Origin of the sequence: Pseudomonas syringae group sp. 243L2 (genome assembly GCF_032587875.1) — a bacterium.
GTDB lineage: Bacteria > Pseudomonadota > Gammaproteobacteria > Pseudomonadales > Pseudomonadaceae > Aquipseudomonas > Aquipseudomonas amygdali.
In genome coordinates, this window is the sequence record NZ_JAWHPL010000021.1 from 654203 (window position 1) to 680343 (window position 26141).

Annotated in this window: 25 protein-coding genes and 1 tRNA gene; 15 read left to right on the top strand and 11 right to left on the bottom strand. The window is 57.7% G+C overall.

What is annotated here, in order from left to right:
* Positions 1–8 precede the first annotated feature (8 nt).
* The 3 genes from RYB66_RS15870 to RYB66_RS15880 all read right to left on the bottom strand — a co-directional run bounded on the left by RYB66_RS15870 (position 9) and on the right by RYB66_RS15880 (position 3039).
* On the bottom strand, positions 9–392 hold the full coding sequence (locus tag RYB66_RS15870) for a protease inhibitor Inh/omp19 family protein (RefSeq protein WP_316885427.1): 384 nt from the start codon (positions 390–392) through the stop codon (positions 9–11).
* A 58-nt stretch (positions 393–450) separates the two neighbouring features.
* The gene (locus RYB66_RS15875; RefSeq protein ID WP_316894845.1) at positions 451–1881 is read right to left on the bottom strand and encodes a serralysin family metalloprotease; all 1431 of its coding nucleotides are present in this window, start codon (positions 1879–1881) and stop codon (positions 451–453) included.
* A 486-nt stretch (positions 1882–2367) separates the two neighbouring features.
* Positions 2368–3039 carry a Bax inhibitor-1/YccA family protein gene (locus tag RYB66_RS15880; protein WP_002553978.1) on the bottom strand — a complete coding sequence of 224 codons (672 nt, stop codon included), beginning with the start codon at positions 3037–3039 and terminating at the stop codon, positions 2368–2370.
* 122 nt (positions 3040–3161) lie between these two features.
* On the opposite strand from RYB66_RS15880, the gene RYB66_RS15885 reads away from it, so the two are divergent.
* The 5 genes from RYB66_RS15885 to RYB66_RS15905 all read left to right on the top strand — a co-directional run bounded on the left by RYB66_RS15885 (position 3162) and on the right by RYB66_RS15905 (position 10432).
* Positions 3162–3249: transfer RNA gene (locus tag RYB66_RS15885), tRNA-Ser, on the top strand.
* 151 nt (positions 3250–3400) lie between these two features.
* Positions 3401–5944, top strand: a complete 2544-nt coding sequence (locus tag RYB66_RS15890) for a TerB N-terminal domain-containing protein (protein WP_117139420.1) — start codon at positions 3401–3403, stop codon at positions 5942–5944.
* Positions 5941–7236 (top strand): ATP-binding protein, encoded by a 1296-nt coding sequence (locus tag RYB66_RS15895; protein ID WP_316885415.1) that lies wholly within the window; start codon positions 5941–5943, stop codon positions 7234–7236. The genes RYB66_RS15890 and RYB66_RS15895 overlap by 4 nt, the downstream gene beginning before the upstream one ends.
* A 43-nt stretch (positions 7237–7279) precedes the next feature.
* Entirely contained in the window at positions 7280–9460 is a 2181-nt protein-coding gene (locus RYB66_RS15900) for a DEAD/DEAH box helicase (protein WP_117143879.1), read from the top strand.
* A 63-nt stretch (positions 9461–9523) separates the two neighbouring features.
* Positions 9524–10432, top strand: coding sequence for a LysR family transcriptional regulator (locus RYB66_RS15905; RefSeq protein WP_004665681.1), 909 nt, complete (start codon positions 9524–9526; stop codon positions 10430–10432).
* On the opposite strand, the gene RYB66_RS15910 is transcribed toward RYB66_RS15905, so the two are convergent.
* Both RYB66_RS15910 and RYB66_RS15915 read right to left on the bottom strand, forming a co-directional pair.
* A complete protein-coding gene (locus RYB66_RS15910) occupies positions 10418–11197 on the bottom strand; it encodes a substrate-binding domain-containing protein (RefSeq protein WP_117140777.1) in 780 nt (259 codons plus the stop codon). The genes RYB66_RS15905 and RYB66_RS15910 overlap by 15 nt on opposite strands.
* Before the next feature lie 14 nt (positions 11198–11211).
* Positions 11212–12513 carry an MFS transporter gene (locus RYB66_RS15915; protein WP_044345597.1) on the bottom strand — a complete coding sequence of 434 codons (1302 nt, stop codon included), beginning with the start codon at positions 12511–12513 and terminating at the stop codon, positions 11212–11214.
* A 234-nt stretch (positions 12514–12747) separates the two neighbouring features.
* Here RYB66_RS15915 and tusD point away from each other — a divergent pair, with 234 nt between their 5' ends.
* From tusD to RYB66_RS15945, 6 genes are all read left to right on the top strand, one after another.
* Positions 12748–13140, top strand: coding sequence for a sulfurtransferase complex subunit TusD (gene tusD / locus RYB66_RS15920; RefSeq protein ID WP_002553985.1), 393 nt, complete (start codon positions 12748–12750; stop codon positions 13138–13140).
* Position 13141: 1 nt separating this feature from the next.
* A complete protein-coding gene (gene tusC / locus RYB66_RS15925) occupies positions 13142–13504 on the top strand; it encodes a sulfurtransferase complex subunit TusC (protein ID WP_117140779.1) in 363 nt (120 codons plus the stop codon).
* Complete coding sequence (tusB, locus tag RYB66_RS15930; protein ID WP_005745694.1) at positions 13504–13803, top strand: sulfurtransferase complex subunit TusB; 300 nt, start codon at positions 13504–13506, stop codon at positions 13801–13803. Before tusC ends, tusB begins: the two co-directional genes overlap by 1 nt.
* The gene (locus RYB66_RS15935; RefSeq protein ID WP_016982226.1) at positions 13800–14135 is read left to right on the top strand and encodes a TusE/DsrC/DsvC family sulfur relay protein; all 336 of its coding nucleotides are present in this window, start codon (positions 13800–13802) and stop codon (positions 14133–14135) included. Before tusB ends, RYB66_RS15935 begins: the two co-directional genes overlap by 4 nt.
* On the top strand, positions 14132–15133 hold the full coding sequence (locus RYB66_RS15940) for a glycosyl transferase family protein (RefSeq protein ID WP_005755650.1): 1002 nt from the start codon (positions 14132–14134) through the stop codon (positions 15131–15133). Before RYB66_RS15935 ends, RYB66_RS15940 begins: the two co-directional genes overlap by 4 nt.
* A gap of 108 nt (positions 15134–15241) precedes the next feature.
* Positions 15242–16240, top strand: coding sequence for a glutathione S-transferase family protein (locus RYB66_RS15945; RefSeq protein ID WP_016982229.1), 999 nt, complete (start codon positions 15242–15244; stop codon positions 16238–16240).
* 51 nt (positions 16241–16291) lie between these two features.
* Here RYB66_RS15945 and cysG read toward each other — a convergent pair whose 3' ends face one another.
* From cysG to ftsK, 6 genes are all read right to left on the bottom strand, one after another.
* The gene (gene cysG, locus RYB66_RS15950; protein WP_016982230.1) at positions 16292–17686 is read right to left on the bottom strand and encodes a siroheme synthase CysG; all 1395 of its coding nucleotides are present in this window, start codon (positions 17684–17686) and stop codon (positions 16292–16294) included.
* Positions 17687–18967 (bottom strand): serine--tRNA ligase, encoded by a 1281-nt coding sequence (gene serS / locus RYB66_RS15955; RefSeq protein ID WP_002553992.1) that lies wholly within the window; start codon positions 18965–18967, stop codon positions 17687–17689.
* Positions 18968–18983: 16 nt separating this feature from the next.
* Positions 18984–19358 carry a fluoride efflux transporter CrcB gene (gene crcB / locus RYB66_RS15960; protein ID WP_002553993.1) on the bottom strand — a complete coding sequence of 125 codons (375 nt, stop codon included), beginning with the start codon at positions 19356–19358 and terminating at the stop codon, positions 18984–18986.
* On the bottom strand, positions 19358–20680 hold the full coding sequence (locus RYB66_RS15965) for a replication-associated recombination protein A (protein ID WP_002553994.1): 1323 nt from the start codon (positions 20678–20680) through the stop codon (positions 19358–19360). The genes crcB and RYB66_RS15965 overlap by 1 nt, the downstream gene beginning before the upstream one ends.
* 18 nt (positions 20681–20698) lie before the next feature.
* A complete protein-coding gene (gene lolA / locus RYB66_RS15970) occupies positions 20699–21322 on the bottom strand; it encodes an outer membrane lipoprotein chaperone LolA (protein WP_002553995.1) in 624 nt (207 codons plus the stop codon).
* A gap of 76 nt (positions 21323–21398) precedes the next feature.
* Positions 21399–23804 carry a DNA translocase FtsK gene (ftsK, locus tag RYB66_RS15975; protein ID WP_117140781.1) on the bottom strand — a complete coding sequence of 802 codons (2406 nt, stop codon included), beginning with the start codon at positions 23802–23804 and terminating at the stop codon, positions 21399–21401.
* A 236-nt stretch (positions 23805–24040) separates the two neighbouring features.
* On the opposite strand from ftsK, the gene RYB66_RS15980 reads away from it, so the two are divergent.
* The 4 genes from RYB66_RS15980 to infA all read left to right on the top strand — a co-directional run bounded on the left by RYB66_RS15980 (position 24041) and on the right by infA (position 26038).
* Positions 24041–24232 carry a hypothetical protein gene (locus RYB66_RS15980; RefSeq protein WP_005745701.1) on the top strand — a complete coding sequence of 64 codons (192 nt, stop codon included), beginning with the start codon at positions 24041–24043 and terminating at the stop codon, positions 24230–24232.
* 40 nt (positions 24233–24272) lie between these two features.
* On the top strand, positions 24273–24962 hold the full coding sequence (gene aat, locus RYB66_RS15985; protein ID WP_005731880.1) for a leucyl/phenylalanyl-tRNA--protein transferase: 690 nt from the start codon (positions 24273–24275) through the stop codon (positions 24960–24962).
* A gap of 48 nt (positions 24963–25010) precedes the next feature.
* Positions 25011–25718, top strand: coding sequence for an arginyltransferase (locus RYB66_RS15990; RefSeq protein ID WP_004659516.1), 708 nt, complete (start codon positions 25011–25013; stop codon positions 25716–25718).
* A 101-nt stretch (positions 25719–25819) separates the two neighbouring features.
* Complete coding sequence (gene infA, locus RYB66_RS15995) at positions 25820–26038, top strand: translation initiation factor IF-1 (RefSeq protein WP_002553999.1); 219 nt, start codon at positions 25820–25822, stop codon at positions 26036–26038.
* Positions 26039–26141: the final 103 nt, after the last annotated feature.

Genomic DNA, 26141 nt, shown 5'->3' on the forward strand with positions numbered 1-26141 from the left:
CGCAGCGTCTATGGGGCCACGCGTTCCAGCATCAGCACCTCACCATCCGGTAAACGCGCCTGATAATGCTGCTCTCCCATATGGTTGAAGTGGATCAGTCGATTGCCCTCTTTGCCGGTCAACGCCAGGCCATCAGGTGTAGGGAACCAGCCGACTGGCACTTCGTGCAGCCATTTTGCGGCGCAAGCGGGATCGCCCCCCAATTGCGGCATATCGGTATTGAGCTGCAGTTCGCAGGCTTGATCGGCCCGCGCCTTGATAAATAATCGCCACTTGCCGCTCAGTTCGGCGGGACTGGGAAGTTTCAGACTCATGGCCATGCTTGCTCCAGAAATACTCACCAGCAGCGCAAGAGCAGCTGGAGCGAATTGAAAAAAACGGTTGAGTTTCATAGGGACGAACGTTCTCGATCGTGGGCGGATCAACCGACCCGCCCACGAGTATTACCGATTAAACAATGATGTCAGCAGCGACTGCCTGACCGACAGTGCCGACCAGGAAATCGCTCACACCCTGACCTGTGAAGTCGATCGCCAGGCTACCCAGATTGCTGCTCTGGTTGTAGCTGAGGATCGCTTCGCCGACATGGCCGCTGAACGCGTTGACGAACTGCAGAGCGCTCAGCGTGGAAATGGCCGATACATCGATTTTGTCCTGACCGCTGACAAAGTCACGAATCGTATCCTGCGCTGCACGGTTGGAATCGGAACTGGCACCAAACACAAAAATGTCTGCACCAGCACCACCGGTCAGGCTGTCGGCACCGCCACCACCGTAGATGATGTCGTTGCCGGCACCACCTTTAAGGTCGTTGGCAGCGGCATTGCCGATCAACAGGTCGTTGCCCGAACCGCCCACCGCGTTTTCAACCACCACGCCTTTGGCAATTGAAACGTTACCCACCATGCCACCCACGTCCGAGAACGAGGCCGCATTGAGGTTTATCTTCTGGTTCTGGGTGAAACCCGAGAAGTCGAGGGTATCCTTGCCCCCGCCGTCCCACACCGAGAACACCACCTTGGAAGAGGCAGAAGTGGCGCTGTAGAAATCACGCCCGGCGGTGGAGTTGAAACCGTAGACCGTATCACCGGCACGGGTGCTCATGTTCGCGCCATAGAGCTGTTGAACAGCCGCAATATCGTCCAGCAACGGTGCCGAGGAGTACGCGGCAACGCCGCCCTTGACGAAGTTCTGGTCGGTGTTGGACTCACTCCAGTAACTCATGACGCTGTAGCCACGCGTATCTTCTGCGTAGCTGGCATCCTTGTAGGTCGGGTTGCCTTCGCCAGCGTTGTAGTCGCCAGGGTGAGACAGGCCCAGGGTGTGGCCAATTTCATGGGTCAGGGTCTGACGACCGTAATTGCCATTGTCCGGTGTCGTGTTGACCTTGTAGCTGTTATCGACAAGGTACCAGGACTGACCGTCAGTACGGCTGTTGCCGCTGGGCAGATAGGCAAAAGCCGCTCCGCCAGCGCTGCCGTTACTGTAGTTGCCAAAGGTCATGTGCCCGTCGCCGCCGGAAGCCGCCTGGGTAAAGCTGACTTTGGCAACGTCTGCCCAGGATTGCATCGACAATACGGCCTGTGCTTTCTGCTGTGCGTTGAACGCACTGAAAGTCCCCAGCGAATTGTCGAACCCGGCAGGTTTGGCGGTCAGGAAGGTGTATGTGAGGTTGATAGTGCCGTTGCCATCGCGATCAGTCCACGCAGCGTTGTCGCGAAGGATGTAATCGGCGGCCTGATCGACCGAGTACGAAGGCTTGCCATTGATCGTGAGGTTACCGCCACGGTCATACTGGTGAGCGAACGTATTGATCTGGTCGAAAGAGGTGCTGGTAGCAGCAGAGAGTTGAATTGCAGCATTTTCTTTGACTTTCGTCATGACACTTCCTTGTTTGCTGATTAACAGGTTAGGTACGGCGGGACTCCCCCTGTAGCGAGAGAGTCCAGTCACTCGCCTTGTGGTGCGTAATGCATTGAAGCGTAACAAAGCTGACACATTTAGAAATCTTGTGTCCAGCTCTGTTCCATGATGTCAATTAGCCCAAAACGAGGAAGTGCCCACAGGCCTTGGGGAATCGTCCGATATTATTTTTTGTGATGATCAAAAGCTGATAAGTGCTTGAGCAGACGAGGACAATCTTGATAAAGATGACTGATCGGTCAGGTGTCCTACGATGCGTAATTTGACTGGACGGACAGTCTCTGGCCAATCCGGCTTGCCCTTCCCAGGCTGCCGGAAAGGCATATCGCCATCATCTGAGATCCTGACACTTCTTAAATCCCGGAAACGCAAAAGCCCCGAAAGATCGGGGCTTTTGTTTAACGCGTTTGAAGCGCAACGGCCTGAGTACTCAGGCCGAAGTCATCAGTCGTCGCGGCTCATGATGCCGAAAATCTGCAGCAGGCTTATAAACAGGTTGTAGATCGATACATACAGGCTGACCGTCGCCATGATGTAATTGCGCTCACCACCCTGAATAATCGCGCTGGTCTGGAACAGAATGCAGACCGAAGAGAACAGCACGAAGCCTGCGCTGATCGCCAGTTGCAAACCGCTGATCTGGAAGAACATGCTGGCCACTACTGCGCCAAGCAGAACGAAGAAGCCTGCGGTGATGAAGCCACCCAGGAAGCTCATGTCCTTGCGGGTGATCAACACGTAAGCCGACAGACCGCCGAAAACCAGTGCGGTCATCGCGAAAGCGGAGCTGACGACTTCAGCGCCACCGGCCATGCCCAGATAACGATTGAGGATCGGGCCTAGCAGGAAACCCATGAAACCTGTCAGGGCGAAGGTCGAAACCAGGCCCCAGACCGAATCACGCAATTTATTGGTCAGGAAAAACAGACCATAGAAGCCGATCAGTACCACGAAAATGTTCGGATAGCCGACGCGCATCTGCTGAGCGACAAATGCCATGACACCGCTGAAAGCCAGCGTCAGAGCGAGAAGACCGTAAGTGTTGCGCAGGACACGACTAACCTCTAGCTGGTCGGCCTGCATGCCGGTTTTAAGGCTGTAATCCTGTTCGCGCATGGCGAAACTCCTTCCTGTTGAAATGTTGAGTTGCAAAGATCATAACAGAGGCGCTGCAACTGGCTAGTCACAGAGTTTGACAGCTTGTTTCATTCCGGTATTATGGCGCCCGCAACGATAGTGGAGGTATGGCCGAGTGGTTTAAGGCAGCAGTCTTGAAAACTGCCGACTGTAACAGGTCCTAGAGTTCGAATCTCTATGCCTCCGCCATATTTGGTAGCGCAAAGCCCTGATTATTCAGGGCTTTGTCGTTTCTGGGGTTTGGCTAATGCAATCGCAAGCTCATCCGCCCACGCTTGGCCCGCGCTGACAAAATGTGGATACTGCCAGTTTGCCAGCCGATGAACCATGGAAGATCCCAATGGCACCCAGCCGAACGCTTGTCCATCCTGTTGGAGGCACGCAACCCCACGCGGGCGAGATTCGGCATGCTGCCGAGTCTGACAGTCACGGCTCAGTGTCAGACACCTTTGAAATACGCCTTATCGATGAAGAGCTCGAACGCCTCGCGATCGGTCGATATGCCCGCTTCAGTCGAGCGTCAGGCAATCTCGCGGGCGGCACTCAGCCTTATCCCGACCGTATCCATACAACGGCTTCCGATGAGGACTTCTCCGACCTGGCCATAGGGCGCTATGCGCGCTTCAGCAGACCGTCTCCCAACCTTGTTGGCGGTACACAACCGCAGGCGGACATAGCGTCGGAACAGGCGCCCTCGGCCTTCGCTCCGCAAATGCGCCATCCAGAGCGCGAGTCTGAGTTCTTTACCATCCGGCAGGACTCTCCCGGCACCAACTCTTTCAGCATTCCCAAGGCACCTGATCGTCCGGCGAAGGCCAGATGGCTGCGTCCAGGGGAGCCGTTCAACGTGGCCGATATCACCTTGCCCGGCGGCATGATCTACACAGGAACGCAAAACCCGGAATTCAGGCTATCCGAACCTTCTTTCATAGACGCTGCCTTGCCGGTGGCCGGTTCCGATGCGCCTCCCGCTGCACGGTCGGCATACTATTGGTCGACCTATAAAGACCTCGAACCTGCGGCACGCCGGGGCTATCTGCAGTGGCTGGCAGGGGGACGTTGCGATCCTGAAGCAAGCAGCGGTTACCTGTTCATGTTTTTCCACGGCCTTGAACGGCGTTTACTGATCGACAGCCTTTCTGATCCCGACGCACGAAAAGAAATTCCCGCGTTAAGAGAGGAAATCGAGCGTTTGCGGACTGTTTATCATCGGGATTTTTCGTTTTGCAACCAGGCTTCGCGGCTTCTCGAATACCTGAGCATGCCTGTCATTTCAGGGCAGATGTATTTGCGCGAGCCACCAATGGAGTCGGCCGACTACTATGAAATGCCCATCGTGCTGCGAGTGGCGCTAGGTCAGATGGCCATCGACAAACACCCGCTGAATGCATCCTGGGCCTTGTCTTGGGCGCTGACGGATCCGAATATCTCGCGTGGCAAACCTGTTGGCAGATGCACAGATCTGTTTCAGCGGCTGTTCAGGGCCGAATATGAAGAACAGTTTCCCGATGGCCTGAAGCTGCTGAGAAACAAGACCAGACTATGGGTCGCCTATCGCCCATCGTCCGCCTACCTCGATGTACCGGAAATACCGGTGGGCGACCTGCCAGACGTCAGCATTACGTCCGCCACTCGCAAGAAAATTCAACTCCTCGTGCAGAGCTGTGCTTCAGTACTTGCTCCATTCAGTCGGTACATGGGCCGCAATGCCGATGATCTCGATAAGCATGAGTCATTGGAGGCGCTGCTATTGCTGCCCGTGTCGCTATGGCCCGAATACGCCAGACATGAACTGCGACAGCTTCAATCGGAGGTCAGGACTGCTACGAAGCTGACGACGCTTGATCAACTGGCCATACGTTTCAAGTCTGACGGTGCCCAGGCACGCAACCAGATCGTCGCGCTGACAAAAGTGCTTGAAGGTATGCACATAGGTATGGAGCCGGATGTGCTGGCAGGCAATCGTGCGCCCAAACCTGAGGACAGCATCGTTCTGTTTGTGACCGAGCCAGATCCAGGCATGTCGAGGGTGACAGTGGATTACAATGCGGCTGTTGTCACTCTGGATCTCGCCAGCAGTGTTGCAACGGTTGATAGAGGCACAAGCCAGCGTGCAGTTGCACTGCTCGAACAGCATATCGACTCATGGGGTCATCTGCGTATCTCGCATCGAACACGTCTCAAGGCATATCTGTTGATGCAAATGCAGCAGCCGCCCAACCTGGCAAGCCTGAAAAAGAAGCTGAGCTCGCTAAATCAGGACGAAAAGCAGGCCATCGTCGGTTGCCTGACTCACCTGGCCCACGCTGACGGAGCGGTTACGCCTGAGAAAGTCAGACTGCTTGAGCGGATATACAGGGCACTTGGACTCGATCCTCACACCCTTTACAGCAACCTTCATGGTGCTGCGGCCGGTTCGCAGACAGGCCCGGTATCGACAGCGCTGTCAGCCACTACAGCAACAGGGCCCGACAAGAAGCCAGGCTCCGGAATCGTGCTGGACATGGGCAGGGTTGCCCAATTGCGACGTGAAACGGCAGAGGCGTCGGCGCTGCTGGCTGATGTTTTTCGCGACGATCAGGAGGACGAGCAGCAGGATGACAAGCAGATAGCCAAAGACGATGCATCACAAGACACTCCAGACACTGACGCCCATCTTCATGGGCTTGATGCGGGCCACTCTGCGTTTCTGCGCCTGCTGGTTTCGCGCAACCAATGGAGTCGACGAGAGCTGGAAATCGCAACGGCAGAGATGGCGTTGATGCTCGACGGCGCGCTGGAGCAAATCAACGATATGGCATTCGAATTGTTCGACATGCCGGTTTCCGAGGGCGATGACCCTATCGAAATCAATCCGGATATTTTAAGCGAGCTTGCCCTATGAACAAGATACGAGCCAAGGATCGCGATGCGGTCATTCAATCACTGCGCGCGGGTGTCGTTCCTCGTGTCGGGCAGCACTTGATCCAGGTCGGACGGGCGGGTGAGCTGGCAGCTCTTATCAAGGATGTAGACCGGCTGGCCGAAGGCGGTTCTGCCTTTCGCATCGTGGTCGGCGAGTATGGCGCGGGCAAGACTTTCTTCCTCAACCTGGTCAGAGGCATTGCGATGGAACGCAAGCTGGTGACGATGCACGCCGATCTGAACCCCGATCGACGCCTGCACGCCTCGGGCGGTCAGGCCCGCTCCCTGTACGCCGAGCTTGCCAAGAACATGTCTACACGCACCAAGCCGGACGGTGGCGCACTTCAGGGCATTGTCGAAAAGTTTATTTCCCAGGCCAGAACCCACGCGAGTAGCAAAGGCGTAGACAGCGAGACGGTCATACGCCAGAACCTCGCCGAGCTTACGGAAATGGTCAACGGCTATGACTTTGCCGAAGTCATAGCCGCTTACTGCCGAGGCTTTAACGAAGGGAACGAACAGCTGAAAGCCGATGCAATCCGCTGGCTTCGGGGAGAATTCACAACCAGGACGGACGCTCGCGCGGCCTTGGGAGTCAGAAGCATCGTTGACGACGCGTCCGTTTACGATCAGCTCAAACTGCTTTCCCGATTTGTGCGTCTGGCAGGCTTCGGCGGGCTTATGGTGTGCCTGGACGAATTGGTCAACCTCTACAAGCTTGCCAACACGCAGGCTCGCAATGCGAACTATGAACAGATCCTGCGCATCCTCAATGACTCCCTGCAAGGATCGACTGACGGGCTGGGCTTTGTTCTGGGCGGCACGCCGGAATTTCTGATGGACACTCGCCGCGGCCTCTACAGCTACCCGGCCCTGCAATCGCGCCTTGCAGAAAACACCTTTGCCAAGACAGGCTACGTTGATCTTTCCGGCCCTGTCATTCGGCTGACCAGCCTGACCCCGGAGGACTTCTATGTCCTGCTGCTGAACCTGCGTAACGTTTATGCATACGGCGACGCGAAACAATACCTGCTTCCGGAAGAGGCGATCCCGGCCTTTATCGAGCACTGCGGTCAGCGTCTGGGTGAGGCTTACTTTAGAACGCCACGCACCACCATTACCGCGTTTATCAACCTGTTGGCGGTTCTGGAGCAAAACCCTGAGGCCAACTGGAGAAACCTTCTGGGCGCCATTGACATTGCCAGGGATGACGGCGGCAAAAGTGATTTCACTGTAGAGGCCGATGATGAACTCACAAGCTTCAAGCTCTGACTCATCCGCATTCCAACGGCTTCACCCCAATGTACAGCAATGGGTGTGGTCGCAAGGCTGGACATCGCTAAGGGATGCTCAGGAATGGGCCATCCCTGCGCTGATCGACGCTGATCGCGACGTTATAATTGCGGCCTCCACCGCAGCGGGCAAGACCGAGGCGGCATTTCTGCCCATTCTGACCCATTTGCTCAACAATACCGATGCGCCGGGCGCTGTGCTCTATATCAGCCCGCTCAAAGCCTTGATCAATGATCAGTGGGACAGGTTGACACGTCTTTGCGAGCGTCTGGAGATCCCGGTTGTCGGCTGGCACGGGGATGTTTCGGCAAGCAGAAAGCATCGTTTTCTGAAATCGCCCAGCGGTGTACTGCTCATAACCCCCGAGTCGCTGGAAGCCCTGTTCGTGAACCGGGGCTCGGCGCTTGCAGGCCTCTTTCAGCCCCTTCGCTACATCGTCATCGACGAATTACATGCTTTCATCGGCAGCGAGCGGGGCAAACAATTGCAGTCCCTGATGCATCGCGTGGAAACGGTCGTCGGCAAAAAGCTGCCACGCGTAGGGCTGTCCGCAACCCTGGGCGAGATGGCGCTCGCGCGCGAGTTCCTGCGTCCGGGGCAAGGCCAGCGCATGGACGAAATCATTTCTCAAACGTCGGGCCAGGACCTTCAGGTTCAGGTACGTGGTTACACCATGCTGCCGATGAAGAAACTGGCGGCAAACCTGCAGATGGTCGTCACAAAAGACGACGACAACGATCAGGATGAAGAGCAGGAAGAGGATGTCTCCGGGACCAGACACGCTATAGCCGCGCATATGTACAAGGTGTTACGTGGCAGTAACAATCTGATCTTTCCCAATAGCCGCGACAAAGTTGAATGGTACGCCGACCGGCTGCGGCATTTGTGCGAAAACGACGGTTTGCCGAACGAGTTCCTGCCTCACCACGGAAGCTTGTCCCGAGACTTGCGTGAAGATACGGAGCGAGCACTAAAGGCCGGCAGCCCGCCCGCCTCGGCCGTCTGCACCACGACCCTCGAACTTGGCATCGATATCGGTAACATCAAGGCGGTCGCGCAGATCGGACCTCCGCCATCAGTGGCGAGCCTGCGCCAGCGACTAGGCCGCTCCGGGCGTCGCGCAGGTGAGCCCGCCACACTTCGCGCCTACTGCCAGGAAGACACCCTGACACCTGATTCAGACCTCTCGGATCAGCTCCGGCAAAACCTGGTGCAGACAATCGCCATGATTCGATTGTTGATCGAAAAGTGGTTCGAACCTCCAAGAGCAAACGGCCTGCACGCCTCTACGCTGGTCCAGCAATGCCTGTCTACGATTGCGCAGCAAGGTGGTGCACATGCTTCACAGCTCTGGAATGAGCTGATCGCGAGCGGAACATTCGCGGCCGTTGATAAAAACGACTTCATGGCCCTTCTCAAGGCTCTGGGTGAAAAGAAACTGATCGTCCAGGACAGCTCTGGCCTGCTATTGCCTGGCGAGATCGGCGAAAAGCTGGTCAACCACTACGAGTTCTACAGCGCGTTCAGCAGCGACGAAGAATTCAGGCTGCTTCTCGATGGCAAGCCGCTAGGTTCCATTCCTGTCAGCCGCCCGCTGACCCTCGGGCAACGCATCATCTTCGCAGGCAAACGCTGGCAGGTCATGGATGTGGACCTGGAAAAGAAAGTCATTACTGTCAAACGCGCCCGTGGCGGCGAACCTCCGGTATTCGACGGACTGGGCGCAAAGATCCATGACCGGGTGCGTAAAGAAATGCGCGCGGTACTGACGGAGGTCACCCCCTGCCCGTTCCTCGATGCCAATGCACAAGTCCTACTGGCGGAAGCGCGCCAGACATTTCACCGGCTGGGACTAGCTGACCAGTGTCTGACGGGATCGACCTCAAACAGCTATCTGCTGACCTGGGCGGGCGACTACACCAATGATGCGCTGTGCTTGCTGCTTAACCAGGCTGGGGTCATGTGCACAGCTTCGGGACTAGTACTCGAAATCAGCGCCTCTCAGGAAAGCGTGCTGACAGCACTGGGCAGGATTGCGGAACTGGACGCAACCGACGTGGAACCACTGCTGAAAGATGTGAAGAATCTGATACGGGAGAAGTGGGACTGGGCCCTGCCAAATTCGTTGCTGATCAAATCATTTGCCTCCAGCCAGCTTGATATACCGAACGCGATTGCGCTTGCGAAGACCTTGACGGCCTGACTGCCCTGCCCGCGCAACCTGATATATTGATGTCCATACCGAATCAATAATCCTGGTCATGCAATGCCCATCAATTTCGACCTCAACGACCTCCAGGCATTTCGTGCCGTGGTCGAGAATGGCAGCTTCCGCAAGGCCGCTGAAACCGTACAGATCACCCAGCCTGCACTCAGCCGCCGTATAGAAAAGCTTGAGTCTGCGCTGAACGTGAAGCTGTTCGAACGGACCACCCGCAGGGTCAGCCTGACCACGGTGGGCCGTGCATTTCTGCCTCAGGTCGAGCGAATACTGGATGACCTCGATATCGCATTGATGACCATCGATGGCGTCGGTTCCACCCGGATGGGTAGCGTCACCATTGCTTGCGTGCCGTCAGCCGCCTACTACTTCATGCCGCAGGTCATCAGCGAGTTTCATAAGCTGTTTCCAAAAATCAGAATCCGCGTCATGGATGCCAGCGCCAACGAGGTCAACAGCGCAGTTGCCCTTGGCGAGGCAGATTTCGGGGTGAGTTTCAGCGGCAATCTGGCACCGGAGGTCGACTTCGAATTGCTTCTTCAGGAACGCTACGTGATGGCCTGCCGCCGGGATCACCCGCTTGCGACCTGCGCCAGCGTGAGCTGGGAGGAAATGTACCGCCACGACTACATCGCTCTGGACATAACGTCAGGTAACCGTCTGGTACTGGATCAGGCACTGGCGCTCTCACGCCCGAACAAGGAGAGTATCTGCGAAACGCGGCATGTCACCACCATGATCGGCCTTGTGGAGGCCGGCCTCGGCGTGGCGGCGGTGCCCTCGATTGCCATGCCGATGACCGCTCACCCGTTTCTGGTGAGCGTGCCATTGGTTGCACCTGAAGTGGTTCGCAACGTAGGGCTGATCAAACGTCGCGGGAGGACATTGACGCCTGCAGCCCTTGAACTGGAACGACTGGTCAGGAAGATGCCGCTACGTTCAGCGGGGAACTGAATCCAGCCCGGTAGACTGCACCGTGGCCTGCGCTTTTGGGGACGCCAGGTAATCGAGCAATGCCTTCGCCTGCTTCGGGTGCTCGGCATTGACCGGAATGCCAGCGGCGTAGCGGGTAACCGACTGAACGTCTTCCGGAATCTTCGCCACGAATGTCACGCCGGGAACCGGCAACAGTTCGGCCACCTGTTGAAAGCCCACTTCGTAGTCGCCCTTGGCAACCACTGAAGCAACCGGGATGCGCTCGATCATCTTGCCCTTCGGCGCGAGTTCCTTCTCGATACCGAGCTTTTTGAAAAGCTCTTTTTCGATGTACACACCACTGGCGCTGTCGGAGTAAGCAACCGACTTCGCCTTGAGCAGCGTGTCTTTCAACTCGCTGTCGGTACCGATTGCAGGCTTGGCGGCGCCCTGTTTCACGACCATACCAATACGCGAATCCGCCAGCTCGACACGTGATGCCGGGTCTACCTTGCCTTGCTTGATCAGATCATCCAGCGCATAGCCGACCATGATCACCACATCGGCATGCTCGCCACGAGCCAGGCGGTTTGGAATGGCCTCGGGGGCCTTGCCCATCGACGGGCCAAGGATGGTGTCCAGTGTATCCCCGGAAGACGTCGCGTATTGCGGCCCCAGCAGTTTATATGCAGCAGTAAAGCCGCCTGATGTCATGACCTTGAGCTCTTCAGCCTGAGCGGCAACGCTGACTGCCATACAGCCCAGAAAAAGCACCGCCAATTGATGTTTATGCAACAGTTTCATAGTTTTTTCCTTTATTAAACAGCCAGTTGCGGGCGAACCGAAAGGTGCCGGTAGAGCACCAGGGTCGCGCCAAGCGCGCAAGCTGCAGCGAACGTCATCCAGTAAGCAGGTGCAGCCTTGTCACCGGTCAGATGGATCAACCAGGTCGAGATTGCCGGGGTGAAACCGCCGAAAACTGCTGTCGCCAGGCTATAGGCCAGAGAAAAACCGGCCACCCGCACCTCTACCGGCATGATTTCAGTCAGCGCCGGAATCATCGCGCCGTTATACAAACCGTAGAGAAACGAGAACCACAACAGCACTTCCAGCATATGAGCAAAGCTTGGCGCCTGAGCGAGAAAGGACAGCGCCGGATAAGCGCTGATGATGGTCAGCAGCGTCATCGCTACCAGCAGCGGCTTGCGTCCGAAACGGTCGCTCAACATGCCGCCGACCGGCAGCCAGATAAAGTTGGAGACACCGACCAGCAACGTCACCAGCAGCGCATCGGAGGTACTCAGATTGAGTACGGTTTTGCCGAATGTCGGTGCATAAATGGTGATCAGGTAAAACGTGGTGGTAGTCATCGCCACCATCAGCATGCCGGCAATCACCACGCGCCAGTTTTGCAGCAGCGTCGCGAACACCTGTCGCATGGTCGGACGGTGAGCGCGCGTGGCGAACTCTTCGGTTTCCTGCAGGCTGCGGCGTAGCAGGAAAATGAACGGGATGATCAGGCAGCCGATGGCGAACGGAATTCTCCAGCCCCAGTCGGCGACAGCAGCAGGTGTCATCCATTGGTTCAAGCCGTAACCCAGCGCGGCGGCGACAACGATTGCCACCTGCTGGCTGCCTGACTGCCAACTGGTGTAGAAGCCCTTGCGGCCGGGTGTCGCCATCTCTGCCAGATACACCGACACGCCGCCCAATTCCGCGCCTGCGGAAAAGCCTTGCAGCAAGCGACCGACCAGCACCAATGCCGGTGCCCACAAGCCGATGCTCGCGTAACCGGGCACCAGGACAATCAGTAACGTGCCACTGGCCATGATCGACAGAGTCACGATCAAGCCTTTGCGCCGGCCCACGTCATCGATGTAAGCGCCCAGAATAACGGCACCCAACGGGCGCATCAGGAAGCCCGCACCGAAGACCGCGAAGGTCATCATCAGCGAAGCAAACTCACTGCTGGCCGGGAAAAATGCGGAGGCGATCTGGGTGGCGTAAAAGCCAAACAGGAAGAAGTCGAATTGCTCGAGGAAGTTGCCTGAAGTGACGCGAAATACTGCTCCGGCCTTCGACCGGGTGTTGCCTGTTCCTGATGGGGATGAGCTGTGCATCAGTGTTCTCCAGCGATCTTATTAGAGTGTTGTAAGCGCTTATGGGGAAGGAGTCTGCCGGACACACTTTGAAACGATAAGTGCTATGTTTTCATCGATTGATGCCCGATTAACATCAATCGACACTCAGACGGTTGCGCCCTGACCCAGCGCTTACAGGTCGAACCGCGCCAAACTCACACGTCGGCCCTTGAATTCTTTATCATTGCGGATGTTTTGTTGGCAGAGCCGATCATGAAATTCGCCATCTCACTTTTTTCCGCCGCCCATGCGCCCTCCTCGCGAAGAGCCTTGCTGTTCGCCAAAGCCGTACTCGCAGGCGGACATGAGATCGTCCGGTTGTTTTTTTATCAGGACGGCGTACACAGCGCGTCGGCCAATGTCGTGACGCCTCAGGATGAGCAGGATATGGCCCTGCAATGGCGTGACTTCATCGCCGAACACCACCTGGATGGCGTGGTATGCATCGCCGCCGCGCTGCGTCGTGGCGTGCTTGATGCCCAAGAGGCCGAGCGTTATCAGCGGCCAGCGGCGAATCTGCGGGAGCCTTGGGAATTGTCTGGGCTGGGGCAGTTGCACGATGCCGTGCAATCGGCTGATCGTTTGATCTGCTTTGGAGGGCCGTGACATGCCCAGATCATTATTGGTAGTCAGCCGCCAGTCGCCGTGGTCCGGTCCCGGTGCCCGTGAAGCGCTGGACATCGTGCTGGCGGGTGGTGCATTCGATCTGTCGGTCGGACTGCTGTTTCTGGATGACGGGGTTTTCCAGTTGTCGCCGAAGCAGTTGCCCGCCGCCCTGCAACAGAAAGACCTGACCGCAAACCTCAAGGCCCTGTCGATGTTCGGCGTTGAAGACCTGTATGCCTGCGGGCAAAGCCTGACCGAGCGCGGCATCCCTGCCAGCGCATTGAGCGAAGAAATCAGTCAGTTGTACACACGCTCCGAACTGTCGGCACTTTTTGACCGCTACGACGAGGTGATTACGATCTGATGGCTACTTTGCACGTTCTCTCCCATTCGCCTTTTGCCGACACCCGACTGGACAGCTGCCTGCGCCTGCTGGGCCGTGACGACGGCGTATTGCTCTGTGGCGACGCTACTTATGCACTGACGCCGTCATGCGCACCATTGAAATCCCTACAGCCCCTGGTCGATTCATTGCAGTTATTTGTGCTTGATGAAGACATCAAGGCACGCAATCTGCCACTGCCCACCGGAGTAAACAGCATCGACTACCCTGCCTTCGTGGAACTGTCCTTACGCTTCGACAAGGTCAATACCTGGCTATGAAACAGTTGACGATTGACGGGCACAGCATCGAACTGGACAAGGATGGCTTTCTGCAGGACCTCAACGACTGGTCGCTGGACGTCGCACACGCCCTGTCCGCCGAGGAAGGTATCGCCCTGAGTGCCGAGCACGTAGAAATCCTCCAGTTGCTGCGGGATTTCTACGCCGAGTTTCAGCTTTCGCCGGCCACTCGGCCGCTGATCAAATACACCGCACTGAAGCTGGGTACGGAAAAAGGCAACAGCATGCACCTCAACCGCCTGTTCAACGGCACTCCCGCCAAACTCGCCGCCAAGCTGGCGGGCCTGCCTAAACCGACCAATTGCATATGAACGATTACACCGCGCTTGTTACCGAAACACCTGAAGAACATCCCTTTGCGACATTTGTGCGCATCCTGGGCAAAGGCAAACGCGGTGCGCGCAACCTGACGCGCGAAGAAGCGCGAGAGGCCATGGGTATGTTGCTCGATGAAAAAGTCGAGGACACCCAGCTCGGGGCTTTTCTGATGCTGCTGCGCCATAAGGAAGAAAGCCCCGAGGAACTGGCGGGGTTTACCGAAGCCGTGCGCGAACGCCTCAATGCTCCGGCGATTCAGGTCGATATCGACTGGCCGACCTACGCGGGGAAAAAGCGTCATCTGCCGTGGTACTTGCTGGCGGCCAAGTGTCTGGCGCAAAACGGCGTGAAGATCCTCCTGCACGGCGGCGGTGCCCATACTGCGGGACGCCTGTACACCGAACAATTGCTCGGCCTGCTGAATATTCCCCTGTGCCGCAACTGGTCGGCAGTCGAAACCTCGCTTGAGCAAGGCAATATAGCGTTCATTCCGCTAGGGGACTGGGCACCACAGCTGCAACGCATGATTGATCTACGCAACACGCTGGGCCTGCGCTCCCCCATTCATTCTCTGGCACGCATTCTCAACCCGCTTCAGGCCCGTTGCGGCCTGCAAAGCATCTTTCATCCGGGCTATCAGAGCGTGCATCGCGATGCCAGCAGCCTGCTGGGCGACAACGCCATTGTGGTCAAGGGTGACGGTGGCGAAATCGAGATCAACCCGGACACTATCAGCCATTTGTACGGCACCACTGGCGGCCAGCCTTGGGACGAGGAGTGGCCAGCGCTTTCGCCGCGCCGTCACGTAAAACCAGCGACACTCGACCCGCAGCAACTGTTGGCCTTGTGGCGCGGGGAAATCGAAGACAGCTACCCGCAACTGGCGTTGATATCGACCATCGCGCTTGCCCTGCGCGGCCTGGGTGTCGCTCGCGACGAAGCGTTCGAGCAAGCCCGAGTGTTCTGGGATCGCCGCGACAAGAACCTCTGACCTATCGGCTGTGACGATCACCAGCCCCCATAATCTTGCGCTTTTTCGGTCGAACCGATGCGCCCTGGCTGACCTCCAAGCTCTATAACCTGGAAATGGGAGTCAGACATGGGCCTTCTGGTCGAAGGACACTGGCAAGACCAGTGGTACGAAAGCAGCAAAGATGGCGCCTTTCAGCGAGAAAACGCGCAACGACGCAACTGGGTCACAGCCGATGGACAAGCGGGGCCATCCGGTGAGGGCGGTTTTGCTGCACAGGCCGGCCGCTACCACTTGTATGTCTCACTGGCATGCCCGTGGGCACACCGCACGCTGATCGTACGCAAGCTCAAAGGCCTGGAAAGTCTGATCGGTGTTTCAGTGGTCAGTTGGCTGATGCTGGAAAATGGCTGGACTTTTGATCAGCAGAAAGGCTCCAGCGGCGATGCGCTGGATGATTTCCAGTTCTTTCACCAACGCTATACGGCCGATGATCCCAGCTATACCGGACGCGTTACTGTCCCTGTGCTGTGGGACAAACAGCGGAAATGCATCGTCAGCAATGAGTCTGCGGAAATCATTCGCATGTTCAATGACGCATTCGACGAACTGACCGGCAACACGCTGGATTTTTATCCGCAAGCCTTGCGGGCGAGCATCGACGAGCTCAACGAGCAGATTTATCCGAACGTCAACAACGGTGTCTACAGGGCCGGGTTCGCCACCTCACAGGGGGCATACGAAGATGCATTCAATGATGTGTTTGCCGAACTGGACGTGCTGGAAAACCTGCTCGGGGAAAAGCGCTACCTGACAGGGAAGCACCTGACCGAAGCCGACATACGCCTGTTCACCACCATCGTGCGCTTCGATGCGGTGTATTACAGCCACTTCAAGTGCAACCTGCGGCGCATCGCGGATTACCCGAACCTCAGCAATTGGCTACGTGAGTTGTACCAATGGCCAGGTATCGCGGAGACCGTGAACTTCGAGCACATCAAGGGCCACTACTACGCGAGCCATCGCACCATCAACCCGACCGGCATCATACCCAAGGGGCCAGCGCTTGATCTGCAGGCAGGTCACGACCGGCAGCGGCTGTCCGGTGAGGGTGTCTGGAGCAATTGACAGATTGGCAAAAAAGGATGGATAGCCCGAACGGGCTATCCGCAATCGGCTTCAGACAGTCGCCTGAGCCCCTTCGAACCATGCCAGTTTTTCACGCAACTTGACCACTTCGCCGATGATTACCAGCGTTGGCGCATGCACCTCATGCTCGGCAACCAGTTGCGGCAGATTGGCCAGAGTGCCGGTAAACACACGCTGATTGACCGTCGTGCCCTGCTGGACCAGCGCAGCAGGCGTATCGGCAGAGCGACCATGCCTGATCAGCTCTTCACAGATGACCGGCAAACCGATCAGCCCCATGTAAAACACCAGCGTCTGAGCAGGCGCAACCAGCTCTGACCAAGGCAGGTCTGTTGTACCATCTTTCAAGTGACCGGTAATGAAACGCACAGACTGTGCATGATCACGGTGCGTCAGCGGTATACCGGCATACGCCGCACAACCGCTGGCGGCGGTAATACCTGGAACCACCTGAAACGGAATGCCATGCGCAGCCAGTTCTTCGATTTCCTCGCCGCCACGGCCGAAGATAAACGGATCGCCGCCTTTGAGGCGCACTACCCGCTTGCCTTGCTTGGCCAGTGCAACCAACTGCTGGTTGATCTGCTCCTGCGGAACAGCATGCTCTGCACGACGCTTGCCGACATAGACACGCTCGGCATCGCGACGGCACAGGTCAAGAATCGTCGGCGCGACAAGGCGGTCATACAGCACCACATCCGCTTGCTGCATCAGGCGCAAGGCACGGAAGGTCAGCAAGTCAGGATCACCGGGGCCAGCACCGACCAGATACACCTCGCCGGTCTCCGGCGGCGGCTCGCCAGCGATCTTGGCGATCAGCAGACGCTCGGCCTCGGCCCCCTGCCCGGCCAACTGGCGGTCGGCAATGGCACCCTGAAAAACATCTTCCCAGAACGCTCGGCGTTGCTGCACATTCGGAAACAGACCTTTGACCTGATTGCGAAAGCGCGCAGCCAGCCCGGCGAGCTGCCCGTAGGTGGAGGGAATCCAGGTTTCCAGCTTGGCACGGATCAGACGTGCCAGCACCGGCGCATCGCCGCCACTGGACACAGCGATCACCAATGGCGAGCGGTCGACAATCGCCGGAAAGATAACCGTACACAACGCCGGGGCATCCACCACATTGACCGGAACGCAGCGCAGCCGGGCGTCATGGGAAACCTGGGCGTTGAGCGGCTCGTCATCGGTCGCGGCAATAATCAGCACACAACCATCAAGGTCGCTTTCGCTGTAGCCACGCAGGATCATCTCACCGCCGCTCTGGACGACCAGCTCGCTCAGTTGGGCCTCGATTTCTGGCGCAACCACGCGCAGCACTGCGCCAGCGTCGGCAATCAGGCGTGATTTGCGCAGGGCAATTTCACCACCGCCGACCACCAGCACCCGGCTGCCACGCAGGTTATGGAACAGCGGCAGAAATTCCATTTAACCGATGACCTCAAGGCCGCCCATGTAAGGCTTGAGCACCTCGGGCACACGAATCGACCCATCCGCCTGCTGGTAGTTTTCCAGCACCGCGACCAGTGTACGACCCACCGCCAGCCCCGACCCGTTGAGGGTGTGGACCAGTTCCGGCTTACCGGTTTCCGGATTGCGCCAGCGGGCCTGCATGCGGCGCGCCTGGAAATCACCGCAGTTGGAGCACGAAGAGATTTCGCGGTACTTGTCCTGGCTTGGAATCCACACTTCCAGGTCGTAGGTCTTCACGGCACTGAAACCCATGTCGCCGGTGCACAGCGCCAGCGTACGGTACGGCAGTTCCAGCAACTGCAGAACGCGCTCGGCGTTGCCGGTCAGCGATTCAAGCGCAGCCATGGAGTCCTCAGGCGCAACAATCTGAACCATCTCGACCTTGTCGAACTGGTGTTGGCGGATCATGCCCCGCGTGTCACGACCCGACGCGCCCGCTTCGCTGCGGAAGCAAGGGGTATGGGCAACAAACTTGAGAGGCAGCTGTTTGGCATCAAGAATTTCACCCGACACGATGTTGGTCAACGATACTTCCGCGGTCGGAATCAGGTACAGATCAGCTTCGCCTTCGCGGGTGATCTTGAACAGGTCTTCCTCGAACTTGGGCAACTGGCCCGTACCCTGCAACGCAGGTGCCTGCACCAGGTAAGGCGTGTAGGTCTCTTCGTAACCGTGTTCGTTGATATGCAGATTGATCATGAACTGCGCCAGCGCACGGTGCAGGCGCGCGATTGGGCCACGCAGCAACGCAAAACGCGCACCGGACAGCTTGGCAGCGGTCTCGAAATCCAGCCAGCCGAACTTCTCGCCCAGAGCGACGTGATCCTTGACCTCGAAATCGAAGGCAGTCGGCGTACCCCAGCGACGCACTTCGACGTTGCCTTCTTCGTCAGCACCGACCGGCACCGATTCGTGAGGCAGGTTCGGAATGCTCAGCACCAGCGCATCCAGCTCGGCCTGAATGCCGTCCAGCTCGACCTTGCCTTCGCTCAGCTCGTTGCCCATGCGCTCGACGTCAGCCATCAACGGCGCAATGTCTTCGCCGCGCTGCTTGGCCTGACCGATGGACTTGGAACGTGCATTGCGCTCGGCCTGCAGCTGTTCGGTGCGGGTCTGCACCACCTTGCGCTGGGCTTCCAGCGATTCAATGCGCGCCACATCCAGTGTAAAGCCACGGGAAGCCAGGCGATCCGCTACGTCCTGAAGTTGAGTACGTAACAGTTTGGAATCGAGCATATCGTTCTCTCGTCTATCAAAGTCTGGTCAGGGACAGGCCAACCCAGGTTGCGAGCAGCCCGCCGAATACGCTGATACCGGCATAACCAAGGGCCAGCGGTACTTGCCCGCTTTCCAGCAGGCGCAGCGTATCCAGTGAAAAGGATGAAAAGGTCGTCAGACCGCCTACAAAGCCGACAATCAAGCCGGCACGAATTTCGATGGGCACTTCCGGGCGCAGCAAAAACAATCCATACAGTACGCCGATTATCAGGCACCCTACGATGTTGACCGCAAGCGTTGCTGCGTAAAAATGTCGTGGCCAGTTGGCGCTTACCCAGGTACCCGCTGCAAAACGCAATAATGTACCAGCGATCCCGGCAATCGACACCGCAAGAATGGTCTGAATCATCACTTTCTCCGCTGGCGGGGACTGGCATCGTCCAATGCGCTCAGATGCCTGAGCTTCTCACCGATCTTGAGTTCCAGACCGCGTGGCACAGGCTGGTAATACTGCCGTGGTTCCAGCTCGTCCGGAAAGTAGTCCTCACCCGCCGCATAGGCTTCAGGCTCGTCATGGGCGTATCGGTATTCTTCGCCATAACCGAGCTGCTTCATCAGCTTGGTCGGCGCATTGCGCAAATGCAGCGGAACCTCCAGCGAACCATGCTCGCCGGCTTCGCGCATTGCTGCCTTGAAGGCCATGTAGACCGCGTTGCTTTTTGGCGCACAGGCCAGATAGACGATGGCCTGCGCTACCGCCAGTTCGCCCTCGGGGCTGCCCAGACGCTCCTGCACGTCCCAGGCCGACATGCACAGCGGCAAGGCGCGCGGATCTGCATTGCCGATATCTTCACTGGCCATGCGCACCACGCGACGCGCCAGATACAGCGGATCGCAGCCGCCGTCGATCATCCGGGCAAACCAGTACAGGGCTGCGTCGGGGTCAGAACCACGTATTGATTTGTGCAAGGCCGATATCTGGTCATAGAACGCCTCGCCGCCCTTGTCGAAGCGGCGTCGGCTGTCACCCAGCAGGCTCTGCAGCAGCTCGACGTCGATCTCGCTGCCGTCTTCGGCAAGATCGGACGCGTTTTCCAGAAGATTGAGCATGCGCCGACCATCGCCATCAGCGGCGGCCATGAGAATCGTGAAGCCTTCATCGCTCAGGGTCAGTTGGCGCTTGCCCAACCCGCGCTCCTCGGTCAGAGCACGATGGACCAGTTTGCGCAGCGCCGCCTCGTCCAGGCTTTTGAGCACATAGACACGGGCACGGGACAACAAGGCATTATTGAGTTCGAACGAAGGATTTTCGGTAGTAGCGCCGATAAAAATCAGCGTGCCATCCTCGACATAAGGCAGGAACGCATCCTGTTGCGACTTGTTGAAGCGGTGCACTTCGTCGACGAACAGAATCGTGCGTTTGCCATATTGCCCGGCCTGCTGTTTGGCGACTTCCACTGCCTGACGAATTTCCTTGACCCCCGCCAGCACGGCGGAAACAGTCTCGAAATGCGCGTCCGACACCTTGGCCAGCAGCCTCGCCAGGGTAGTCTTGCCCACACCGGGCGGGCCCCAGAAAATCATCGAATGCAGCGCACCCTGCTCCAGCGCCTCACGCAGAGGCTTGCCGTGGGCAAGCACGTGCTCCTGACCGACGTATTCATCCAGATTGGTAGCACGCAAACGTGCAGCCAGAGGCTGAGCTATCGGTTCGCGGCTGAACAGATCCATGATCAGGAATTAACCCTTTTACTCTTGAATGACATCAGCACCCTTGGGAATCTGGAACTGAAACTTGCTGGCCGCAACAGGCTCGTTGGCCTTGACGCCGGTGAACAGGATATTGGTGCGCTGGCCCACGCTGTCGATCAGTTGCATGTCGTTGATGATGCCGTTACGAAATGACAAACGCAGGCTGTCGAACAGGGTGTCCTTGGTCTTGGGCTTGAGCACGAAGTCGATCACACCACCCGCCTCTTTCGCCGTGATATCGAAGCTTTCGCTGATCTTCGACACGTCACCGGACAGCAACAAGGCTGGGGTCTGGGTCAGGCGCTGATCGAGTTTCTTGATGGTGACCTGCTCCAGATCAGGGTCCCACAACGACACTTTCTTGCCGTCGGAAACCATCAACTGCTCCTGTGGCGCATCGGTGTGCCAGTTGAACAGGCCTGGACGCTGCAACGTCATTTCGCCGGTAGTCTCTTGCAATTGCGTGCCGCCACCGTCCAGTGTCAATTGCGAGAAGCGTGCGGTCAGGGTCTGGGATTTCTCCAGCAACTGGGTCAGGCGTGCCACGTCCTTGCTGTCGGCATGGGCGGACATCACGGAGAAGGTCAGTGCGGTGGCCAACAGCATGCGGATAAGACGCATGGGATTCCTCTTTGAAGTCGATGATGATGCGGCAGCGTGACTTGCACGCTGCCGCCGCAGTTCGGGGTGATAAAAATCAGTCGCGCACCGGTCCTGGAGCCAGAACTTCACGCGATCCGTTGGTATTCATGGAGGTCACGACGCCAGCCATTTCCATCGCTTCGATCATGCGCGCTGCGCGGTTATAGCCGATCTTCAGCTTGCGCTGCACGGCGGAAATCGATGCGCGGCGGCTTTCGAGTACAAACTTGACCGCCTCATCGTAAAGCGCGTCGCTTTCGCTGTCTTCACTGCCTTCGCCGCCACCGCCATCAAAGCCGCTGCCGGGCTCTTCCACACCGGCGAGAATATCGTCGTTGTAGTCAGGCGAACCACGCAGTTTCCAGGCCTCTACCACGCGATGCACTTCCTCGTCGGAAACAAACGCGCCGTGCACGCGAATCGGCAGGCTGGTGCCCGGCGGCATGTATAGCATGTCGCCATGGCCCAACAGTTGTTCGGCACCGCCCTGATCGATGATGGTCCGGGAATCGATCTTGCTCGACACCTGAAACGCCATGCGCGTCGGGATGTTGGCCTTGATCAGACCGGTAATCACATCCACCGAAGGACGCTGTGTCGCGAGGATCAGGTGGATACCTGCCGCACGAGCCTTCTGGGCGATACGGGCGATCAGCTCTTCGACCTTCTTGCCGACGATCATCATCATGTCGGCGAATTCATCCACCACTACCACGATGGTCGGCAGCTTGCTCAGCAACGGCGCTTCGTCATGAATGCTTTCCCGCTTGTACAGCGGATCGGCAAGTGGCTCCCCGGCATCCTGCGCATCCTTGACCTTCTGGTTGAAGCCCGAAAGGTTACGCACACCCATTTTCGCCATCAGCTTGTAACGGCGTTCCATCTCGGCAACGCTCCAGCGCAAGGCGTTGGCAGCGTCCTTCATGTCGGTAACGACCGGACACAACAGGTGCGGAATACCTTCGTAGATGGACAGCTCAAGCATTTTCGGATCGATCATGATCAGCTTGGCGTCTTCCGGGCCGGACTTGAACAGGATCGACAGGATCATGGCGTTGACACCAACCGACTTACCGGAACCGGTCGTACCGGCCACCAGCAAGTGGGGCATCTTGGCCAGGTCGGTAATCACCGGCTTGCCGCCGATGTCGTGGCCCAGCGCCAGGGTGACCGGCGACTTGGCATTATCGTATTCAGGGGTCGACAGCACCTCGGAGAAGCGCACGATCTGGCGGTCTTCGTTGGGGATCTCGATACCGACGGTGGTCTTGCCCGGGATCACCTCGACCACGCGCACGCTGGTGACCGCCAGTGAGCGGGCAAGGTCCTTGGCGAGGTTGGCAATGCGACTGACCTTGACGCCAGCGGCCGGCTGAATCTCGTAACGGGTAATGACCGGGCCGGGATGGATGGAGTCAACCGAGACCTCGACACCAAATTCCTTGAGCTTGATTTCCAGCAGATGACCGACCGCCGCCAGGGACTCTGGCGAGTAGTTGAGCTGCTTCTTTTCTGCCGGATCAAGGATGGAGATGGGCGGCAAGGTGCCTTCGACTGCGCTGTCAACGAACAGCGGGGCCTGTTTTTCCTTCATGACCCTCTTGCTCGGTTCTGCAGGCTTTGAAGGGGCTGGCGCAATAACCGCAGGCACGTGCTTTTCACGCTCGGTCATGTGTTTGCTCAGCGACACTTCGCGCTCCATCAGGCGCTCTTTGGCCTTGGCCTGCTCGCGACGGTCAGGGGCAACGGGCGCGACCACATCGTTGACGCGCATGTCGACTTCACGCAACTGCGCGACCATCTGCTTGCGCTCGGCACGGGCGGTCCACCAGCGGTTCGCCGCCCCCTGGAACAATTCGAACAGGTCAAGGGTGATCTTGCCGGTGACGTCCATGACCTTGAACCACGACAGGTCGGTAAACACTGTCAGACCGAATAGAAACAGGGCGATGAACAGCAAAGTGCTGCCCTGGATGTTCAGGGCTTTCTTGGCCAGATCGCCCAGCACTTCGCCCAGCACGCCGCCAGCAGAGCCCGGGAAGCCTGCCGAAAAGTGAAAATGAATGTGCGCCAGCGCCGCGCCCGCCAGTATCAGGAATACCAGCCCGATCAGACGCCAGGAGAAGAGCCAGCCGCTCCACTGCCAGGGTTCGTGACGATGACGAAACACCTGCCAGGCCTTGATTGCCAGCAGCAGCGGGAAAATATAGGCGAAATAGCCCAGGATCATGAACAGGATATCGGCACAGAAGGCACCGGCAAGCCCCGCAGCGTTCTGCACCTGCGCGGCGTTACTGCTGGTGTGGCTCCAGCCGGGATCACTCTGATCGTAGGTCAACAATGCCATTATCAGGTACAGGCACAGGGCGCCAAAGGCGATCAGGGCCCCTTCCTTGAGCCGGTAGTGCAATTGCTGCCGCCAAAGCGGAACAGCGCTGGGTGCTGGGGTGGATTTCTTCAAAACGCTTTAATTCCTGCGCTGTAGCGCGAACATCTCGTTGATTGACCAGAAACGGCTGTCGGACGGCGCTGAATGCTCCCGCATGAACAGGGATAGCAGACATCGGGAAGCCCGTTCGGCAGACGTTTGAATGATAACGCCCAAAGCAGGCATTGTACGGCTTTACGGGCGCTTGGGTCTGTACGAAAACGCGTCAGACCGACTTCAGACAGTTCCGCAATGCGGGACATGCTTTCATGTTCGCTGATGATGTTCAATTTGAGCACGCATTCCGTTTTGTGACAAAGGCTTATGACGTGTTTCTATCAACCGCCCACAACTTCAAGGGCTACACCATCATCGCCGCGCTCTTGCCCTACCGTATGTGCCAGGTACGCGCCATAATGACAACCGCTTGTGACCACGCCTGCCGCACAGAGTTGCACTGACAGGCCGGTGCGCCCTCCCCTTCCGCAAAGTTGTGATGCCATGCTGACCTGGTTGAACCGCAATAGCCTGGATTTCCCGCCACTGGAGAAAGCCCTCCGCGAGCCCAACGGATTACTTGCCGCCGGTGGAGACCTGTCAGCCGATCGCCTGATCAATGCCTACCGGCACGGCTGCTTTCCGTGGTTTCAGGACGGCCAGCCGATTCTCTGGTGGTCTCCCGATCCGCGTACCGTACTGTTTCCCGAAGAACTGCATGTTTCGCGCAGCCTCGGCAAAATGTTGCGCCAGTCTCGCTACCACGTGACCTTTGACCGGGATTTTGCGAGCGTGATCAAGGCCTGCGCTGCGCCGAGAAGTTACGCCAATGAAACCTGGATCACCGGCTCGATGCAGGATGCCTATCTTGAGTTGCACCGACGCGGCCATGCGCACAGCGTCGAGGTCTGGGATCAGGATGAACTGGTCGGCGGGCTGTATGGCCTGGCAATGGGCCAGCTGTTCTTCGGTGAGTCCATGTTCAGCCGTGCAGACAACGCCTCCAAAGTCGGATTCGCCACACTGGTGCAGCACCTGACTGACTGGGGTTTTGTATTGATCGATTGCCAGATGCCGACCCAACACCTTCACAGCTTCGGCGCACGCTCGATTCCTCGGCAGACTTTTGCCGACTATCTGTCCCGGCATCTTGATCAGCCAAGCGGTGCCGACTGGTCATCTAGGCGAGTTTGACAGGCTGGCATACACTCACAGGTAAGGATTTACCATTAGGCGACGACCATGACAGAGCTGGCGAGGCTGAAGTTTTATGCCACTCAACCGCACACCTGCAGTTACCTGCCTGAAGAGCAGGCGACGACCCTGTTTCTGGACCCCAGCCAGCCAATGGATGTGCAGGTCTACGCCGACCTCTCGGACATGGGCTTTCGCCGTAGCGGCGATCATCTTTACCGCCCCCACTGCCAGAACTGCAGCGCTTGCGTGCCCGCACGCATCCCCGTGAACCTGTTTGTACCCGACAGACAGCAAAAAAGGATTTTGAAACGTAATGCCGATGTACAGGTGCAAAGCGCCAGACCGGCTTTCACCGAGGAATATTTCGATCTTTATCAACGTTACATAGAGCAACGGCATGCTGACGGCGACATGTTTCCACCCAGCCGCGAGCAGTTTTCGACATTTCTGGTTCGCGACCTGCCCTTTTCGCGTTTTTACGAATTTCGCGTCGACCAACGACTGCTGGCAGTTGCGGTCACCGACCTTTTGCCCAACGGCCTTTCCGCGGTCTACACGTTCTACGAACCTGATGAAGAGCGCCGCAGTCTGGGCCGTTACGCGATTTTGTGGCAGATCGCCGAAGCCGCCAGACTTCAACTGCAGGCGGTGTACCTGGGTTACTGGATCAAAAACTGCAAAAAGATGAATTACAAGACCCAATATCGGCCCATTGAGCTACTTACCAATCAAAGATGGGTCACTCTGTATTGAACCCCTTGGCTTAAACTGGTTTTTTCGGGCACAATGCACGCCGCTTTTGCCTGGCGCCACTTGCACCGGGCCACTCATTTGTATACCGAGGGCTTTACTGCATGTCGAAAGAAGACAGCTTCGAAATGGAAGGCACTGTCGTCGACACCCTGCCCAACACCATGTTCCGCGTGGAGTTGGAAAACGGGCACGTCGTAACCGCGCATATCTCCGGCAAGATGCGCAAGAATTACATCCGTATTCTGACCGGTGACAAAGTGCGTGTAGAACTGACGCCCTATGACCTGAGCAAAGGGCGCATCACCTACCGCGCTCGTTAAACAGGCATTGACGAAAACGCCCGGCATAAGCCGGGCGTTTTTGTTTGCCTGTTTCATACAACCAGAGGCCTCGGCCTGCCCCGCATCCATTCACGATGCGGAG